13 protein-coding genes are annotated in these 19,816 nt (G+C 37.7%); 7 read left to right on the top strand and 6 right to left on the bottom strand.

Going from position 1 to position 19,816, the window contains the following annotated elements:
- Position 1: 1 nt before the first annotated feature.
- Together FVB32_RS05025 and FVB32_RS05020 are read right to left on the bottom strand one after the other, a co-directional pair.
- Positions 2 to 2,068: a PorP/SprF family type IX secretion system membrane protein gene (locus FVB32_RS05025; protein ID WP_147741782.1), complete on the bottom strand. Its 2,067-nt coding sequence runs from the start codon at positions 2,066 to 2,068 to the stop codon at positions 2 to 4.
- 7 nt (positions 2,069 to 2,075) lie between these two features.
- Positions 2,076 to 4,307, bottom strand: a complete 2,232-nt coding sequence (locus FVB32_RS05020) for a T9SS type B sorting domain-containing protein (protein WP_147741780.1) — start codon at positions 4,305 to 4,307, stop codon at positions 2,076 to 2,078.
- A 264-nt stretch (positions 4,308 to 4,571) separates the two neighbouring features.
- On the opposite strand from FVB32_RS05020, the gene FVB32_RS05015 reads away from it, so the two are divergent.
- Entirely contained in the window at positions 4,572 to 6,257 is a 1,686-nt protein-coding gene (locus FVB32_RS05015; protein WP_147741778.1) for a glutamine--tRNA ligase/YqeY domain fusion protein, read from the top strand.
- A 233-nt stretch (positions 6,258 to 6,490) separates the two neighbouring features.
- On the opposite strand, the gene FVB32_RS05010 is transcribed toward FVB32_RS05015, so the two are convergent.
- The gene (locus FVB32_RS05010) at positions 6,491 to 7,420 is read right to left on the bottom strand and encodes an SPFH domain-containing protein (RefSeq protein WP_147741776.1); all 930 of its coding nucleotides are present in this window, start codon (positions 7,418 to 7,420) and stop codon (positions 6,491 to 6,493) included.
- An 89-nt stretch (positions 7,421 to 7,509) separates the two neighbouring features.
- Positions 7,510 to 9,021, bottom strand: coding sequence for a glutamate--tRNA ligase (gltX, locus tag FVB32_RS05005; protein WP_147741774.1), 1,512 nt, complete (start codon positions 9,019 to 9,021; stop codon positions 7,510 to 7,512).
- Positions 9,022 to 9,153: 132 nt separating this feature from the next.
- Here gltX and FVB32_RS05000 point away from each other — a divergent pair, with 132 nt between their 5' ends.
- From FVB32_RS05000 to FVB32_RS04975, 6 genes are all read left to right on the top strand, one after another.
- Positions 9,154 to 12,588, top strand: coding sequence for a DUF4175 family protein (locus tag FVB32_RS05000; protein WP_147741772.1), 3,435 nt, complete (start codon positions 9,154 to 9,156; stop codon positions 12,586 to 12,588).
- Positions 12,581 to 13,000, top strand: a complete 420-nt coding sequence (ybeY, locus tag FVB32_RS04995; RefSeq protein ID WP_147741770.1) for an rRNA maturation RNase YbeY — start codon at positions 12,581 to 12,583, stop codon at positions 12,998 to 13,000. The genes FVB32_RS05000 and ybeY overlap by 8 nt, the downstream gene beginning before the upstream one ends.
- Before the next feature lie 2 nt (positions 13,001 to 13,002).
- Positions 13,003 to 14,871 (top strand): tRNA uridine-5-carboxymethylaminomethyl(34) synthesis enzyme MnmG, encoded by a 1,869-nt coding sequence (gene mnmG / locus FVB32_RS04990; RefSeq protein WP_147741768.1) that lies wholly within the window; start codon positions 13,003 to 13,005, stop codon positions 14,869 to 14,871.
- A gap of 88 nt (positions 14,872 to 14,959) precedes the next feature.
- A complete protein-coding gene (locus tag FVB32_RS04985; RefSeq protein WP_147741766.1) occupies positions 14,960 to 15,505 on the top strand; it encodes a hypothetical protein in 546 nt (181 codons plus the stop codon).
- Positions 15,483 to 16,313, top strand: a complete 831-nt coding sequence (locus FVB32_RS04980; protein WP_147741764.1) for a class I SAM-dependent methyltransferase — start codon at positions 15,483 to 15,485, stop codon at positions 16,311 to 16,313. The genes FVB32_RS04985 and FVB32_RS04980 overlap by 23 nt, the downstream gene beginning before the upstream one ends.
- A gap of 240 nt (positions 16,314 to 16,553) precedes the next feature.
- Complete coding sequence (locus FVB32_RS04975; protein ID WP_147741763.1) at positions 16,554 to 17,060, top strand: OmpH family outer membrane protein; 507 nt, start codon at positions 16,554 to 16,556, stop codon at positions 17,058 to 17,060.
- A 100-nt stretch (positions 17,061 to 17,160) separates the two neighbouring features.
- Here FVB32_RS04975 and FVB32_RS04970 read toward each other — a convergent pair whose 3' ends face one another.
- Positions 17,161 to 19,152: an amidohydrolase family protein gene (locus FVB32_RS04970; RefSeq protein ID WP_147741761.1), complete on the bottom strand. Its 1,992-nt coding sequence runs from the start codon at positions 19,150 to 19,152 to the stop codon at positions 17,161 to 17,163.
- A 131-nt stretch (positions 19,153 to 19,283) separates the two neighbouring features.
- A complete protein-coding gene (locus tag FVB32_RS04965; RefSeq protein ID WP_147741759.1) occupies positions 19,284 to 19,748 on the bottom strand; it encodes a GNAT family N-acetyltransferase in 465 nt (154 codons plus the stop codon).
- Between the last annotated feature and the right edge of the window lie 68 nt (positions 19,749 to 19,816).

Below are 19,816 nucleotides of genomic sequence, written 5' to 3'. Positions count from 1 at the left end.
TTTAACTATTGGAGTTTGGTTTTACCCGCATGATCCACATTTTGTCATCATACGAAGCATTTAGTTTGGAATAGTATGAGGTGAGCGCATTGGTCCAGGTCTGATGTTTTTTAAGGTACACGTACCTATAGTTGTTTTCTGGATTTATAAAATAGCTCGCATTTAATCCTTTGGCATTCAGTTCTTTTACAAATCGGTTTGCGTTCTTGGCTTTTTCAAAAACGTTAGCGATGATATAAAAACCAGAACCTAGCCCGTTAATTTTATATGTGCTATAAGAGACTTGAGAAGCATTTCCTTTGGTCTTGCTTACATTTTTATGCAAAGCATTGTCTCCATATTTGGATTTTGTAGTTTTTTCTACAGCTACGAAACTGTTGTATGGATCTACTCCATGAACATTCATTACCCAAGCATCACCTTGGTAAGTTCCGTCAAGCTGTGTATTGTAGGCATCAATGGCCTCTTTTTTATCTCTAAACCCTTTTAGGTATACATAGTTGAGTCCGTTTTTAGGGTTTTCAAAATAGTCGGCGTTTATACCTTGAGATTGTAGTTTGTCTAAAAATGCAGATACATTTTGAGGGTCTCTAAAGACATTTGCAATGAGATAGTGCCCACTTTCTATATTAGGTATGTTGAAAGATCTAAATCGTCCAACAGTTTTTCTTGGGGATTTGGCTATTTTATCTCTTTTAACTGAGGTTTTTCTGGAAGCAACAGTGGTGTTTTTAGAATCATTTAAGCGAATAACTTTTTTGGCGGCAGTAGTATTGGAAAGTCCGTGGTTAGCGACCGTTTGTGAAGGACGTTTGGTATCGATAACATCCATGCTGTCCATGTTGGCAAAATAGACTTCTTTAGCCTTTTCCTCTAGTTGAGGCATTTGCCCTTTTGTCTCTCTACGCACCATACGCATTACGGTTTCAAACCTTCTTTCCAAATCACTTTCTCTTGCCGTTTCAATAGAATCTTGACGCAATAAAAGTTCATCCAGAATGGCATCGTTTTCTGCTAATTTTGATTCTAATTCGGAAATCTTGAGGTCTTTTTCAGAAAGGGTTAAATCTTCTTCAGGGACCGTATCCGTATCAACTAAATCCTCATTTTCTTTTTCCAACATTACCCTATCCTCTGTTAAGTTGGGGGTAAAGGAGTACGCTAGTGAAACCTCATGGCTTACCCCAAAGTTTTCAAAGTTGTTGCTAAGTCCTTTTTCTACTGTATATCCTATAGAGAGGTTTTTGTTGAGGTTGAAACCTAGTCCGGCAGAGGCGCCATAAAAGTCATCATAACCGGCTTGAACCCATCCTAATTTTGGTAAATCCATAATAAGGTTTCCACCAAGCGTAATGGTTTCCTCCCCTGTTTTTCTAACACGCGCCAAAGGCATTAGCCTACCTTGCTCCAATATTCCAGAGGCATTTTCAAACTGATGGGTATATTGTAAGTGACCAGAATAGGTTTTCTCATTGAATTCGGTAACCGATTCACTGGTTTTAAGGTTGTAATCAAAGAGATTTTCGGCAAAACCACCGAAGTCAAAATTACCATAAGAAATATTGAACCCAGGTTGGAAAGTAACTAAAGAACTACTTTCCAATCCGTTTAAAAAAGGATCATTATCCAAGGCATTGGCCCTGTTTTGATTAAAGGCACTTTGATAATATGAAACATTAGCCCCAAAAGTGAAATTGCTTTTTGGGCTCAACTTGACTCCATAGGCATAATTGGCATGTACCCCAAAGTTGTTGAATAGCCCTTCACGATTGGTGAACAGACTTAGTCCAACACCACTCCTATCACCTACTCTTCCGCTATAACTTAAGAAATAAACTTGGTTATTGTCATCAAAAGATACCGATTGGTTTCTGTGAAATAAATTGATGTACGATTTGTCTTCCCGTACCGTTGAAAAGGTCGGATTTATAAGGAACCTATTGAACTTTAACAGGTTCTGGGAAGGCACATCATACGCCACAAACGGATTCTCTTCCTGGCCGCGTAAGCCAGAAAAAGAAAGCATAAGGATGAAGAGTAATAAAAGTTGGGGTTTGTTTGTGCGCATTTCGGTTTTATCGGATAACAGTTATTGTTCCTTGTTTAAGGTTTTCACCTCCTCTAGTGACCCTGTAATAAAAGATCATATTTTGTTTGTTAAATGATGTAGTAGATTGAGGCCAGTTGTTTTCGTAGTTAGATTGGCTAAAAACCTCTTTCCCTCTTTCATCATATATGGTTACCAAAACATTTTCATCTCTGGAATATGTATTTGGTAAAACCCATAGGTCATTAATTCCGTCACCATTTGCGGTAATTACATTAGGAATGGAAAAGGTATCTCTATAGGTTACGGTAATAACTCTGTTTATGGTACAGTTCCCAAAGTTTGCGACTAAAAGGTATTCTCCTTCTAGCTCAAAATTGTAGGAATCTTGTGTACCTAATAAGGTATTGTTGGTGTCGAACCATTCGTATGATTCAGCACCAGTTGCCATTACAGTTTCGGTTTCACCTTCTATTATAATGATGTCTTCAGGACTGTCAAGAACAAGTAAGGATTCATCAAAGGTCCGTACGGTAACTTCGTTGGAAACTATTGGGCAGTCATTTGTCCGTATAATTAATTGGTAAACTCCTATTTCATCTGCAGTAATAGTTTCTGAAGAGGTATCTATAATAGCACCATCTTTTAACCATTCAAAGGTTTCATCAGCCAAGTTTTCAGAGCTATTAAAAACAATGGCATCTGCTCCTTCACATAGAATAGTTCCGTTAGAAGTTATTTCTAATGAAGTATTTTTTGATAACCTTATGTTTAAATCATTGGAAGAAACATTAAAGCTGTTTAAAACACCATCTAGTCTATAGTCACCATTGTCTTCAAAATTGGAAACAGTAATTGTTCTCGAAGTTTCTCCTCCAATAGTATTACCGTCATGTACCCATTGATAGGTAAATGAAGATTGTAAATCTGCAGTAACATCTGTTTTTGCTCCAGAGTTGCTAACTGCATTAATAGTGGAAAGACTTATGGTTGCTCCAGTATTTTGACATTCGGTGTACGCTCCGGCATAAGCAACTACAAACTCAAAGGAATCTGGAGAAACCACCGTAGTATTTGCTGAATCTAATGGTAAAGCTGAACAACCTCCTCCATTTTCAGTTACCCTAGCAAAATACACTCCTGTTTCAGTAATGTCTAAAGAACTGTTTGTGGCACCGGAAACAGGCGATCCATCTTTGTACCACTGATATGTTGGAGTAGTAGCCGTAGTCGTTACTGAGAGTGTTTTTGTCTGAGAGGGTAACAACACAATATTTTCTTCATTCTGTCTTGTTACTTCAAACTCTCCAAGATTTCTTACGGTTACAGCTGCAGAACGCTCTAAACAGGCAGCAGCACCTTCAACTTCAACCTCGTAACTTCCATCAAAACCACTGACTCCTGTGTTTATATTATATGTAGAGCCTTCTAAAGTAGGTCCGGACACGATAGCACCATCTTTGAACCAAGTGTAAGTAAGACCCACACCGGTAATATTGGTGGTTAAGGTGCCGGCATCTCCTGGACATAGCCCAATATCGTTAGGACCATTTATTGCAATTCCCACACTACTGCCCGCTGAAATTTCAATGGTATTGGAAAGTGTATTTGCAGAACCTGAACATACAGACCCATAATCTAACTCAACATAATACATCCCTGTAGTGGATACCGTAATGCTTTCGCTTTTTTCTGATAATAGTGTTCCACTTCTATACCAATTGTACTGATAGGTGTTAGCATTGGGGATATTATGTGGTGAAAGTGTAACAGACCCACCACCGCAAACAGAAATAGCTCCACCTGGAGGAATCGTTCCGCTGCCATCCTGGCTGATAAGTAATGGAGAGCCATAATCAATATAATGCATGGGATATGAGTCAGTAGCAGGACTTGTTTTTACAGGACTTGTACTACGTACCCTCAATTTGTAGCTTTCACCTCTAACATCTGTTGGAAGCGTGAAGCGAAAATCAAAATTAAAATCCGTGTTTTTGTCTCCAACTCTTGTAAGCTCTCTTGGAGACCCAAAGTTTCCATTGGAATCTGATAGTTCAAGAATAAACTCATTTCCAGCATCCACCAAGGGCGGGTTCCATCTGAAGCTAACATCGTATTGGTTAAAGCTATCCGAAGCACACGCAGCCGTCCACACGGTTGTTGGCTTTTCAAGTACTTGTGCACTTAAGGAGTGTGCTCCAAGCAGCATAAATGCGAATACAATCACAAGAATGCTATTATATGAACTAGTTTTCTTCATCAGCGTTAGTTTTAAGAGGTTATGGGCAATAATGCCCTATCGTTGTGCCCCTTAATTTTTGTTCAGTTCAGTTAGGTGCCCAAAAACACCCACTATTTCATATAATATTCTAATAACAAATATGATTTTAATTTCGTCGAAAGGAAAGATATTGTTGTAGGGCATACCAAAAGTGTTGTGAAATGGCTTTCTTTGTATACACCAATGCATGATTAATGGCTATAAACGCTGGATTTTACTACATTTGCGCTTCAAATTTTTGAAATGGAGGAAGAAGTTAAATCGTTGAATTTTATTGAGCATATTGTTGAGGAAGATTTGGCAAATGGATATGGGCAGCAAGACCTGCGTTTTCGGTTTCCACCTGAGCCAAATGGATATCTTCATATAGGCCACGCCAGTTCTATTTGTCTAAATTTTGGATTAGGCCTTAGGTACAATGCGCCTGTGAATCTACGTTTTGACGATACAAACCCAGCAAAAGAGGAAAAGGAGTATGTAGATGCCATAAAAAAAGATGTTAAGTGGCTGGGTTATGAATGGGACACGGAGCGTTATGCATCAGACTATTTTCAACAGCTTTATGATTGGGCGGTAGAATTGATCAAGCAGGGCAAAGCTTATGTTGATAGCCAGAGCTCAGAAGAAATGGCAGAACAAAAGGGAACTCCGACTGAATCGGGCAAAGAAAGCCCATTTAGAAATCGTTCCATAGAGGAGAATCTATCACTTTTTGAGAGAATGAAAAATGGAGAGTTTGAAGAAGGAAAACATGTACTACGAGCAAAAATTGACATGACTTCTCCAAATATGCTAATGCGGGACCCCATCATGTATCGCGTACTGCATAAGGCCCACCACAGAACAAATACCGATTGGTGTATTTACCCAATGTATGATTGGACTCATGGTGAAAGTGATTATATAGAACAAGTGTCGCATTCCTTATGTACATTAGAGTTTTTGCCTCATAGAGAATTGTATAATTGGTTTTTGGACCAATTGGTAGATACTGAAAAGCTTCGCCCCAAACAACGGGAATTTGCCAGAAGAAACCTGAGTCATACTGTGGTAAGCAAACGTAAATTATTACAATTGGTGGAGCAGAGTGTTGTTGATAGTTGGGACGATCCACGCATGCCAACCATATCCGGATTAAGAAGAAGGGGATATACTCCAGAATCTATTCGGAATTTTGCGGAAACTATTGGAATTGCAAAAAGGGAGAACATTGTAGATGTTTCTTTGTTGGAATTTCACGTAAGGGAACATTTGAATAAAATTGCTCCCCGGGTAATGGCGGTACTCAATCCATTAAAAGTGGTTATAACGAATTATGAAGAAGGTAAAGAAGAATGGTTAGAGGCTGAGAACAATCCAGGAGATGAATCCGATGGAAGTAGACAAGTTCCATTTTCAAGAGAGCTGTTCATAGAGCAAGAAGATTTTAGAGAGGAGGCCAATCGCAAATTTTTCAGACTAAAGCTAGGCGGTGAGGTTCGATTGAAAAACGGCTATATCATAAAAGCGGAAAGCTGCACCAAAGATACCGATGGGAATATTCTTGAAGTGCAGTGCACCTATGACCCCAAAAGTAAAAGTGGTAGCGGCACAGAAGAAAGTTTAAGAAAAGTAAAAGGTACGTTACATTGGGTTTCAATTGCGCATGCTGTGAAAGCTGAGGTTCGTTTATATGATCGCTTGTTCAATGATGAAAATCCCGATGGACATAAGGACAAGGATTTTATGGAATTTGTAAATCCAGATTCATTGAAAAAAATTACGGGGTATTTAGAACCAAGTCTGAAAAATGCAAAAGTTGGAGACAGATTTCAGTTTCAACGTTTGGGATATTTTAATGTAGATACGGACTCAACAGCCGAAAATTTGGTTTTCAATAGAACGGTTACTTTAAGGGACACTTGGGCAAAAATCCAACAAAATAATTAATATAGAGGTTATCTATTTAACAAGCCAAACCTCATTGTTTTTAACAATAAACATCAGTCAATTTAGATAGCGTTTCTTAGCAGATCTTTTTACTGAAACCCAACAGTATATTTTGGCTATAGATCAGCCGTGAGAGCGCTTTATTTTAAGTTTTTAGTAAACATCAAATTAAAACCTCAATTGAATTAAACAATTGAGGTTTTTTCTTTAAGCCAGCAAGAAAATCCGATTTTCTAACTATTCTTTTTTGGAACGTTTGTCTTTTTCATAGATTCCCCGATCATATTACTTGCTGTAAATGAGGCAACCATATTATTGAGCATATCGCTACCGGCTTGTGGAGAATTTGGCAAAAGAATCAAATTGGTGTTGGTTTCTTCACCAATAGATTGCAACGTATCATAATGTTGTGTTACTACAATTAAGGCAGATGCCTCTTGTGAATTGATTCCAACCTTATTCAAAACTTCGACAGATTCCTCCAGACCTCGTGCAATTTCACGACGCTGATCGGCAATACCCTGTCCTTGCAGTCTTTTGCTTTCCGCTTCGGCCTTCGCCTTTTCTACAATTAGGATTCTGGCAGCATCACCTTCAAACTGCGCAGCAATTTTTTCACGTTCGGAGGCATTAATCCTATTCATAGCTTCTTTGACCTGAGCATCGGGGTCAATATCCGTTACCAAGGTTTTAATAATGTCATATCCATAATCCAACATGGCATCTTGAAGTTCGGTTTTTACGGCAATGGCGATGTCGTCTTTTTTCACAAAGACATCATCCAATTTCATTTTTGGAACCTCGGCACGGACCACATCAAAAACATAAGAAGTGATTTGATCATGTGGATATTCCAGTTTATAAAAGGCTTCGTAAACTTTAGATTTGATAACTACATACTGAACTGAAACCTTAAGTTTTACAAAAACATCATCGAGCGTTTTGGTCTCAACAATAACATCCAATTGCTGAATTTTTAACCCAACACGAGACACAATCCTATCCACCAATGGAATTTTCATTTGCAAACCAGATTGTCTAATGCTGTTAAAGCGGCCAAAGCGTTCCACAATAGCTGCGGTTTGCTGCTTTACCGTAAAGAAGGAAGAAAAAAGAACGATAAGCCCAAAAAATATTAAAGGAATAAGAAGAAAATTACCCATAGCGTATAGATTTTATGTTAAGAAGTTAAAGTACAAAACTCTGTACGATATAGGTAGTCAACGATCAAGTTTTGTTACACATCCGTCAATTAGATTGTCTCTAAGGCCTTTTTTATCCTTCCTACACTTTCTTCTTTTCCTAATAAAGCAAGAATATCAAAAATATGAGGCCCCTTTAATTCTCCAACAATGATTAACCTTAAAGGGCCCATCACTTTTCCAAAGGAAAGTTCATTATCCGTAATCCAGGCCTTAACATTGGATTCAACAGTTGCTGAGTTAAAGTCTTCGGTAACTTCCAAAATCTCAGCTACTTTTTGCATCAGTTGTGGCGTATTTTCCTTCCACTGTTTTTTTACCGCTTTTTCATTGTAGCTGGTAGGTGCTTCAAAAAAGTAGTTGCCCAATTCCCATAAATCGGAAACAAAATCGGCACGCTCCTTAACTAGCGAAACTACTTTTGTAACATATTCTAGGTTGACTGCAGATTCAGGAAGAGAGGTGAAACTATTTTGAAGAAATGCAATAAATGAGAATGCAAGTTCTTTATCACTTTTCTTTTGGAGGTATTGGTGGTTGTACCATTTTGTTTTTTCAGGATCAAAGCGTGCGCCGGATTTGTTTACACGCTCCAAGCTAAAGGTTTCAATTAATGCTGACAAACTAAATAGCTCTTGTTCCGTTCCAGGATTCCATCCCAATAGCGCTAAAAAGTTAATAACCGCTTCTGGAAAATATCCCGCTTCGCGATACCCTTGAGATTCGTTCCACGATATAGGAAAAATGGGGAATCCTCCTTTTTCACCATCACGTTTGCTCAATTTTCCTTTACCAACAGGCTTCATGATAAGGGGCAGGTGTGCAAACTTGGGCGCCTTCCAATCAAGAGCATTATATAATAATTGATGAAGGGCCAAAGATGGCAACCATTCTTCACCGCGAATTACGTGCGTAATTTCCATTAAATGGTCATCCACAATATTCGCCAAATGGTAGGTAGGCATACCATCACTTTTAAAAAGGATTTTATCATCAAGAACATTGGTGTCTATTTTAATTTCTCCACGTATAATGTCATTCAAAACTATTTCCTGGTCTTGTGGTGATTTAAATCGGATAACGTAATCTTCTCCGGCATCCAGTTTTGTTTGTGTCTCTTCGGCAGACAACGAAAGGGAGTTGGTAAGCTTTAGCCTGTTGTGCCAATTATAGATAAAAGTCTTGCCTTTTTCTTCATGATCTTTACGGTGAAAATCTAATCGCTCCGAGGTATCAAAAGCATAATAAGCATGCCCTTTTTCAATGAGCTCCAGAGCATAGTCCTTGTACAAATGTTTCCGTTCACTTTGTCTGTAGGGCCCAAAAGCTTCTTCTCTCCCTGGCCCTTCATCAAAAGGAATACCACACCAGTTTAAAGCTTCCACAATATATGCCTCTGCACCTTCCACATAGCGGTTTTGGTCAGTATCCTCAATTCTGAGCACAAAATCACCACCGTGTTTTTTGGCAAACAAATAATTGAATAAAGCAGTGCGAACACCACCTATGTGCAATGGCCCCGTTGGGCTGGGAGCAAAACGAACCCGTACTTTTTGACTCATGTGACACCAAATTGAGCCGCAAAGATACTACTTGGCCCAGCACTAGAAAACAGTTTAAGGGATGTGTTTTAACAAAAAGTTTTCAGCACTATTCCCTGCTATCAGGTATCTTGGTAGTAAATAATATGGATTTTGAACAGTTATCATAAGATACTCGATAAGCTCAACGAGTTTACCAAGAAGTATTATACAAAGCAATTGATTAAAGGAAGTCTGCTGTTTTTAGCGATTGGACTTCTTTTTATGCTTGGCATAATGTCTTTGGAATATATGCTTTGGTTGAACCAAGATTGGCGCCTTGTACTGTTTCTGATTTTTTTAGTGGTTGAGCTGTTCTTGATTTATAAGTTTATTCTAGTTCCGCTATTCTTTCTTTTTAAGATTAGAAAAGGGATATCCAACAAAGAAGCGTCGGTGCTCATTGGAAAACATTTTCCTCAAATTGATGATAAGCTATACAATTTGTTGGAGTTGGCTGAAAACAAATCTGCTTCCGAACTTTTGTTGGCGAGTATTGAACAAAGAAGTGAAGGCTTGAGTCAAGTTTCGTTTAAGAAAGCAATTGACTTTAAAGAGAGTTTTAAATATGCAAAGTATGTGGTGATTCCAGTGCTTATTTTAAGCTTCATTTGGTTGTCTGGCAATATCGTTTCCTTTTTTAATTCATACAAAAGAGTAGTTAATTATGACTTGGCGTTTGAACAGCCGGCACCGTTTACTTTTCAAATATTGAATGAAAGGCTGGAGGTTTTGGATAATGAACCTTTGACCATACAGGTGACCACTGCAGGAGAGGTAAAACCAGAAAATGTATTTATGGTAATTGATGGGGAGGAGCTATTGCTTAAAAACCGTAATGGTGTTTATACGCATACGTTTGAGGCGCCCGTCAACGAGAGCAGTTTTTATGTAACAGCCAATGGGTGGAACTCCAAGCATTATACGGTCCGAAGTTTTAGAACTCCGTCCTTACTTGATTTTAAAATGCAGCTCGATTTTCCAAAGTATATACAACGAACAACTGAGGTAATTACTGGAACCGGAAATGCGGTTATTCCCGAAGGCACTAAAGTAAGTTGGAATATTGAGGGCAGGCATGTAGAGGAAATTCAAATGTCAGCAAGTGATACGACTTTTGCTTTTGTCAAGGATCAAAATGTGTTCGAACATGCGGTTAAGGTTTATAATGATTTAAGTTATGAGCTGAGCACATCGAATAAAAATGTACAGGATTTTGAAAAACTTGGTTATCAATTGGAAGTTGTTAAGGATGCCTATCCGACAGTTGAGGTGGAGCAGGTTTTGGATTCTATACATCAAAACCAATCATTTTATACAGGCCAAGCTGCGGATGACTACAAGGTGAGTAAGATACGAGTTGTGTGCTATCCAGCAGATAATAATCGAGATATTCAAAGAGTGGTTTTGGAATCACCCAACAACAATGTGCACCAGTTTTATTATACATTTCCTTCAGGGTTTACCCTGGAGAAAGGGAAGAACTATAAGTTGTATTTTGAAGTTGTTGATAATGATGGACTTAGAAACGGTAAGCTAACTAAAAGCAAAACGTTTGACACAGCATTATTTGACAGTAACCAACTGAAAAACAAAGAGTTAGAGTTTCAAAATTCTGTTTTGAATAAGATGGATAGGTCTCTTGAAAAATATAAAGAACAGCAAGAAACCCTTTCAAAAATCAATGACAAGCAAAAGGAAGAAAAGACCTTGAACTTTGATGATAAAAATGAGATAAAAGATTTTTTACAGAAGCAGGAACGCCAAGAGGAATTGATGGAGAAATTCAGTCAACAGTTAAAGGAAAGTTTGAATAAGGATGATAGTTCCGATGAGAGAAAGAAAATGTTACAAGAGAGACTGGAAAGACAGGAGCTTGAAGCAAAAAAGAACGAGAAACTGTTAGAGGAACTAAATAAGCTTGCTGATAAAATTGACAAAGAGGAACTAAAAAAGAAGCTAGACGAACTTGGCAGGAAGCAGAGTTCAAGCGCCAGAAATTTAGAGCAGATTTTAGAGCTCACCAAACGATATTATGTAACAGAGAAAATGGCGCAGCTATCTAAAGAGCTCGATGAGTTATCAGAGAAACAAGAAAAGCTTTCGGAGGAGGATAGTGCTATTTCTGAGGAAGAAGCGAAGCAACAAAAGTTGAATGAAGATTTTAAGGAATTGGCCAAGGAGTTGAATGAGCTTAAAAAAGATAATGAGAACTTGAAAAAGCCGATGAGCATAAATGTTCAGGATAGGGACAAAGAAGGCGTTGAAGAAGATCAGAAAAAGGCATTGGAGGAACTAAATAAGAGTAAGGAAGAGCAAGAAAATTCGGAAGAAGAAAAAAGTAAAGCAGCTAAAAACAAGGCTAGCCAAAAACAGAAATCTGCTGCCCAAAAGATGAAAGAGATGAGCAAATCATTACAGCAAAGCTCCATGGGTGGTGGCGGTTCTTCTATTACAGAAGATGCGGAAATGTTGAGACAAATTTTGGATAATTTGGTGACCTTTTCTTTTAAGCAAGAAACCCTTTTTGAGACCGTGGAAGGTTCAGATGTTGACATTTCGCAGTTTTCTAAAACAGTAAGAGATCAAAAGGAATTACGAAGGTTGTTTGAGCATGTTGATGACAGTTTATTCGCTTTGTCTCTTAGAAGAGCGGAGTTGTCAGAGTTTGTGAATGAGCAAATTACTGAGGTATATTATAATATTGACAAGTCATTGCAAAGCATAGCCGAAAACCAAGTTTTTCAAGGAGCATCATATCAACAATATGTTATAAATGCGACGAATGCATTGGCTGATTTTTTGGCGAATATTCTGGATAACATGCAACAGAATATGAAACCTGGCCAAGGCAGCGGTCAGGGAGGTGGTGATTTTCAGCTGCCGGATATCATTAAGGGACAGCAAGGTGTTCAAGAGAAGATGGGTAGTTCTGGAGAACAGGGTAAAGGTAAATCTGGGCAACAGGGAAAAGAAGGGGAAGGTCACAAAGGAGAAGGAGAAAAGCAAGGTTCTGGTAAAAAAGGACAGGACGGGAATGAAGGAGGAAAAAATGATGGAAAGGAAGGACAGAATGGGAATGGACAACAGGGAAGTGAAAATGGAAGTGGCGGTGAAAGTGGCGATGGAGAAATGAGTTTGAGCGAGATATATGAAATCTATAAAGAACAACAATATATCCGTCAACAACTGGAAAAACAGCTGAATGATTTAATCAATAATGCGGACAGGAATCTTGCGAAAAAGTTGATTAGGCAGATGGGGGATTTTGAAAATGACTTATTGGAAAATGGAATTACGAGGCGCACTAGAAGTAAAGTAAATACGATTCAGCACGAACTGTTGAAACTCAAAGATGCAACCCTAAAACAGGGCAGGAAAAAGGAACGAGAAAGCAACACAAACTTAAACAACTTTACGAACCCTATAACCACGAAACCAGAGTTGCTCAAGGAATACCAGAACGACATTGAAATATTAAATGGACAAGCACTACCTTTGCGGCAAAATTACGCGAAGAGGGTAAAGGTTTATTTTAAGAATGATTGAGTTTCATTTTAAGTCGGACTTTGTTTTAGAGAGCAAAACCCAATATTCCGATTGGATTACTAGAATAATTATGTCAGAGGGTTTTTTGGCTGGAGAGTTGGACTATATATTTTGCTCTGATGATTATCTTCTTAGTATCAACCAGGACTATTTAAATCATGACACTTATACAGACATTATAACATTTGATTATTCAGATGGAAAGACACTTTCAGGAGATATTTTTATTTCAACTGAAAGAGTCAATGAGAATGCTAAAGCTTACAAAGTAAGTTTAGATGAAGAGCTATTAAGGGTCATGAGTCATGGCATATTACACCTTATGGGTTTTGGAGATAAGACAGATGAAGAGCGTATATTGATGCGGAGTAAAGAGGAAGAAAAGATAAAATTGTTCCACGTGGAACATTAGATATGTTTGAAAAAGAATATGATGTAATTGTAGTTGGCGGTGGCCATGCTGGAGCAGAAGCTACGGCAGCAGCAGCGAACATGGGTTCTAAAACCCTGCTTGTCACCATGAACCTTCAAACCATTGGACAAATGTCTTGTAATCCTGCTATGGGCGGAATTGCAAAAGGGCAAATTGTTCGTGAGATAGATGCATTGGGGGGTTATAGTGGCATTATTACTGATAAGTCAGCCATTCAGTTTAAGATGCTGAACAAGTCTAAGGGACCCGCTATGTGGAGTCCAAGAGCGCAGAATGACAGAATGCGTTTCGCTGAGGAATGGAGATTGGCTTTAGAGAATACCCCAAATGCAGATTTCTATCAAGAGATGGTATCTGGCCTATTGGTTGAGGGAGATAGGGTTGTTGGCGTTAGAACATCACTGGGAATTGACATTAAGTCAAAGGCGGTTGTATTGACTAATGGAACTTTTTTGAATGGGCTTATCCATATAGGGGAAAAGCAATTTGGAGGAGGAAGAGCTGGAGAAAAGGCGGCTACAGGAATTACGGAGCAACTTACGGATTTCGGATTTGATAGTGGCAGAATGAAAACGGGAACACCTCCAAGAGTGGATGGGCGTTCCTTGGATTATTCTCAAATGATTCCACAACCGGGTGATGAGAATCCTGAGAAATTTTCCTATTTGGAGTCTAAAATTTTAACCAATCAAAGGGATTGTCATATGACACATACCAGTGCTTTGGTTCATGATTTATTGAGAGAAGGTTTTGACAGATCCCCAATGTTTAACGGAAGAATAAAAAGTATTGGACCTAGATACTGCCCTTCAATTGAGGATAAAATAAATCGTTTTGCGGACAAAGATGCTCACCAGATTTTTGTAGAACCTGAAGGGTGGCATACAGTTGAAGTGTACGTAAATGGTTTTTCTACTTCCTTGCCTGAGGATGTTCAATATAATGCGTTGAAGTCTGTAAAGGGGTTTGAAAATGTTAAGTTTTTTAGACCGGGTTATGCCATTGAATACGATTATTTTCCGCCAACGCAATTGAAACATACACTGGAGACAAAGCTGATTAAGAATCTATATTTTGCTGGTCAAATTAACGGAACTACAGGGTATGAAGAAGCAGCTTCACAAGGACTGATGGCAGGAATAAATGCACATTTGAAAATCAATGAAAAGGAATCGTTTATTTTAAAGAGAGACGAAGCCTATATTGGTGTTTTGATTGATGATTTAATTACAAAGGGGACAGAAGAACCGTATCGCATGTTTACGTCCAGAGCAGAGTATCGTACTTTATTGCGACAAGATAATGCTGATCTTCGTTTGACGCCTAAGAGTTTTGGGCTGGGTTTGGCAAGCAAAGAGAGAATGGTTCGAATGGAGAAAAAACAAAAGGAGGCGGAAAGTTTTGTAGACTTTTTTAGAAAGACAAGCTTTTCTCCAGAGGAAATAAATCCTATTTTGGAATCGGTGTCTTCTTCAACCGTTCGCCAATCCGATAAACTATTTAAGGTGTTTTCTAGACCAAGGGTTACTATGGATCATATGCTTCAATTGGATGTTGTTTCCGGTTTTGTGAAACAACACCAATTCAATTCTGAGGTATTGGAGCAAGCGGAAATTCAGGTAAAGTATTCTGGCTACATAGAAAAGGAAAAGAACAATGCGGATAAATTACACCGTTTGGAAAATGTAAAGATTCCTGAGGACTTTGATTACTCTAAATTAAAATCTCTTTCTTATGAAGCAAGAGAGAAGTTAGAAGCTATACGCCCAGTTACAATTTCACAAGCTTCGAGAATAAGTGGTGTTTCTCCTTCAGATGTTAGTGTTTTATTGGTTTTTCTAGGAAGGTAAAGAGCTATTTGTTCCACGTGGAACAAAATACATGATTTCTTTTTTTGGCTTAATTATTGATTCAATAAAAGAATCAAACTAAACACCAATGAAGAAATTTTTACTCTTTTTAACACTGGGGATTGTATTGTATTCCTGTATTCCAATTAGAATTGCTCCAAATATTAAAGATTACAAAATCACCAATGGCAAAAGATTTAAAAGAGGATTGCCTAAAAAGACCGTTTTTGTTTTTGAAGACCCCAAGGATGCAAATGAATTCTATAATTATATAAACATCAAATTCGAATTGGAAGATTATTACGTAGATACAGAGGTTCCATTCATGGTCGAGAATAAGCCATACTATTTTTCTTTTTACGAAGTTGAAATTCCCACAAAGACAATTAATTTAATTCCTTTAGCCATTGATGGAATTCTAAGTGAGGCAGCTGATATGGGTCCGTTAATGGAAGATGTGCATGCTTCTAGATTTGGAAACTGGCACATCGCTATTGAAGTGTTTAGTGACACTGAGAAAGATTGTTTAAGCGAAGATTCAATTTCAAAGGATATCGTTTTGCCGTATCTTCGAAACCTCAAACAAGAATACCTTTCCACCCATAATTATAATGAAGTCGTATTTAAAAACTAAAGATTTTTCAGTTTCTCAAGAGTCCTTTGAGTTACACTACGATGCTGAGTTAGAAATGTTGGTAACGCATCCACAGCCAAAAGACTTAAGTCCGTATTACGATAGCGAGGTATACATTTCCCATACGGACTCAAAAACTTCGCTTACCGATAGGTTATATCAAAAAGTAAAGCAATATAGTCTTCGAAAAAAAGTTAAACTGATTGATAATCAGATAGTTAACTCAAAAAAACTCCTCGATTTTGGAGCAGGCACAGGAGATTTTCTAGTAAAAGCCAGAACAAAAGGTTTTTCAGTTGATGGAATAGAACCAAATGAAAAGGCTAGGCTCAATGCTGCCAAAAAGGGGATAGTATTGCACGAAAATAGTTCTGCTTTAAAAGAAAGCAGGTATGGGGCGATTACGTTATGGCATGTTTTAGAGCATTTACCAGATTTAGATGGACAAGTGGAAAAAATAGCAAGTTTATTGGATAAAGATGGAGTTGTGGTAGTTGCAGTCCCTAATTATAAATCTTACGATGCCAAATTTTATGGCGCCTATTGGGCCGCATATGATGTGCCCAGACATATATGGCATTTCTCTAAAACTTCAATTATTCGACTTTTTGATAAGCACGAGATGGAAGTGGTTTCAATTAAACCAATGCTGTTCGATTCGTTTTATGTTTCACTCTTGTCAGAAAAGTATAAAGGAAACAAACTGTATTTGATAAATGCATTTTTTATTGGGCTATGGTCTAACATTAAAGCATATTTTTCAAAAGAATATTCTTCGTTGATATACGTCATTAAAAAGAAGAATTAATCTGTTTTAAGCTATTTCTGAGGACTTCTTATCAAATAGAGCACTAATTACCTTTTTAAAAAAGAAGCGCGCAATAAAGGCTGTTTCCGCAGGCCATAATAATAGATAAAATTGATTTTTTATTATAACCTAAATAAAAATTATTTATAATTGTTCTGAAAGCTTTTTTTGGATTCATAAAAGATAATGATAGTCATTCAAAAAGCTTTTCTATTTTTGCGCATCCTTAAAAAGAGAAACATGAAAAAACTTATAGTATTTGCAATCGCCTTGACGACGATATCATGTCAACAAGACAAGATTGGATATGTGGACAACGTGAAATTGATGGATGGCTACCAGGAGAAGCTAGATGTTGAAGCTAGATTTAAAGTTAAGGCCGAAGCATTGACCAAGAAAAGAGACAGTATTTCTCAAGCATTTCAAATTGAGCTTCAAGCATTTCAAACGAAAGCGCAAAAAATGTCTCAAAAAAGTGCCCAAGAAGAATATAGTGTACTGCAACAAAGAGGACAATTTGTAGGTCAGCAGTTACAACAAGAGGAGCAATTGTTACAGCAAGGAAGCCAAACAGAAATGGACTCTTTGGTGAGCAAAGTCAAAGAGGAAATTAAAAGCTACGGTAAAGCAAATGGCTACACTTATATCCTTGGAGGCGGAGATGGTGGAGCTGTGCTGTATGGAGAGGACACAAAAAACCTTACGGATGCGGTGTTAAAAATCCTGAATGATAAATACAAGAAATAGAACTTTATATACTCTATAATTTAAAAAGCCCATCTTTTATAGATGGGCTTTTTTGTTTTAAAAGTTATCTTAGGCAAGCTAAAATTGTATCGAGGCAAGGCTATTCAAAATGTGCAATGCCCAATGCTGCGTATAAACTTTTGGGATTAAAGATTTTGCCATCTTTTATAGTCATAACCACTCGTCTTATATCACTTATGTTTTCAGAAGGATTTCCGTCCACCAGAATAAGGTCGGCAAGTTTTCCTTTTTCAATAGAGCCCAACCGATTATCTGTAAAGGTGTTTTTTGCAGAGGTTATTGTGGCCAACTGCAAGACTTCATTTGCTGGAATTCCGGCACGAACATAGTTTTCCAGTTCTTTATGCAATGCAAAGCCGGGAGTAGCATCCGTACCAGGAAGTATGGTAACACCGCTGGTGTGCAATTCATAAATAATATCCAATAACTTCTGAAATGAATCCTTGAATTGTTGCTCTTTTCCTTGCGGAATAGGTAAGCCACCAGAATAAAAACCACGCCTCACTTGAATAGGCAACCTATCCAAAACAGCTTCAAACTGAGGGTCGGGTTCTCCTGCTTTTGTAGTAAACATGCCTTCAAAAATGGAAACGGTGGGGTCAATTTCAATGCCCTTATCCTTTAAAAGTTTAACAAATGATTTAAAATCATCTCCTTTTAAATCCAATTTATAAGTGTGTTCGGCCACCGCAGAAAATCGCAAAGGGGTTCTGGTATCTATGGTATCAGATAGGAAATTCAAAGCCAACATATTCACATGTTGTATTTCATCAAACCCATCTTTTATAGCATCTTCCGCTAACATATGTGCAGGAATATGTCCGCTTAGTTTTAAATCTAAATCGTGTGCTTTCTGCGCAAGAGGTTTTACCCAAGAAGGATCTATAGAACTGTATAATTTGATTTGATGATAGCCATTATCCTTAAAATCCTGAATAGCTTTTAAGCCTTCATCCACATTTGTAATCGTAAGCCCAGGACCAGCAAAAGGACCTTTTTGATCAATAAATCCGGACATGGTTACAACACGGGGCCCTATACTGGTGTTACTATCAAACTCTTTTCTGATTTCTATGAGTTCCATGGAATTAGCCATATCCCTTATTGAGGTTACACCAGCTGCCAAGTGCAGTAAACCATCTTCCTTTTGCACATGACAATGATTGTCAAATAACCCGGGCAAAAGTGTTTTGTTGGTCCCGTCTATTTCGGTTACACCTTCAGGTAGTGAAGGATCATCTGTTAAAACGGACGCAATAGTATTTCCGTTTATGATAACCGTTCGATTTGGCAAAATTTCACCTGAATTGGAGTCGAATAGATTTACATTTTTTATGGCGAAAGCACCACTGGGAGTATCGGTCAGTTCTTGGGCCAAAGACCTAAAAAAAGCATTTTCCTTTTCAGTTTGTATTTCCAAAAGCTGCTCTATAAGTGGAGCATTTTTTTCTTCAATTATGGTCAACCACGAGGAGACGGAGGCGAAAACTCTATCATTATCATCCAGCCAAATATAAGATGGAACAAAACCAAATCCAGTAATCTCCAAGAGCCTTAAGGCGTTATTTTCAACCTCAATGCTATCTATATTTTCAATTTTTACTGAACCGCTTGGTAACAGGGGCACTACATGGTTGGGAGAGGCTAGTAATTTTCTAATCAACAATTCTGTATCGCCTAAGGTGCCATTTACGCTAGCATAAAATGGGGCTCCATCCGACTCGGTAGTACCTTGTTCAGAAGTACTTTTCCAACTGGCTTTTTCCTTATTATAGCTAAAAACTTCAGAAATGGTATCCTTTAAATAGTTAACACCAGAGATTTGTAGTGAGGTGATAGAGCCCTTGTCATTTAGCTTTATTTTTTCCTCTATTTCCGGCCCTCGACCTCTATCATTATATTCAAAATTGTAAATATAGTTTCCCTCTTTATCTAAGGTGCTAGAGTGTTTTCCAGCAAGATTCCCTCGCATGTATACATTATAGTCTTTGGTGGCATATGCCTCTTTTTTATCAGAAGAACCGCAAGAGACCATTAGAATAATTAGGAAAATAGAAAGTGCATGTTTCATGATATTTATTTTTAGGTTTTGTTTATTCTGCTTTGAGTCTTCCAGCTTAGTTTTTAACCAATAGCAATCTAGGTATCACTCCAAAGATACCAGATAATGAATAGTTTTTATATAAAGGAAAGCTTGCCGTTTTAGCTGTTTTTCGGATTGATGATGTCAAAAGTATAATGATCTACTTTTTCACTGGGTCCAAAGACAGATTCATAAAACTTTACAGCTTGAATATCTTCAGAATGGGCATCTACGAAAATGGTTTCAACACCAGGACTATTATTTTTTAAATAGTTGATTAACTTCTTTCCTACACTTTGATTTTGAAAGGCTTTTTTTACAGCGATATCATAGATATACAATTCACTTTTATCAGTATAGTATTTTTGAAACTCGTATGCGGTAAACCCTCCAATAATAGCATCATTTTTAACAGCAACGATTGCATAAAACTCAGGCTTTTGAAGCAACCGTTTAAGATGTTTTTTAGAAGCAACTGTGTAGTATTCACTAAATACCTCATTGAATAAATTCACAAGCTTTATCAACAACTCCAATTTGTTTTCATTGAGTCTTAAAACCTGAACTCCTTCCTTTGTTTTCATAATTATTTGACTTAAAGTGGTTATTCTACTAGTCGAAGGAAACTCAAAAAAATGTTAGCTGAAGATCA

It is taken from the genome of Flagellimonas hymeniacidonis (assembly GCF_008040165.1).
Lineage (GTDB): Bacteria > Bacteroidota > Bacteroidia > Flavobacteriales > Flavobacteriaceae > Flagellimonas > Flagellimonas hymeniacidonis.
The sequence above is the reverse complement of the archived record's forward strand: the minus strand, read 5'-3'. Positions and strand labels throughout refer to the sequence as shown.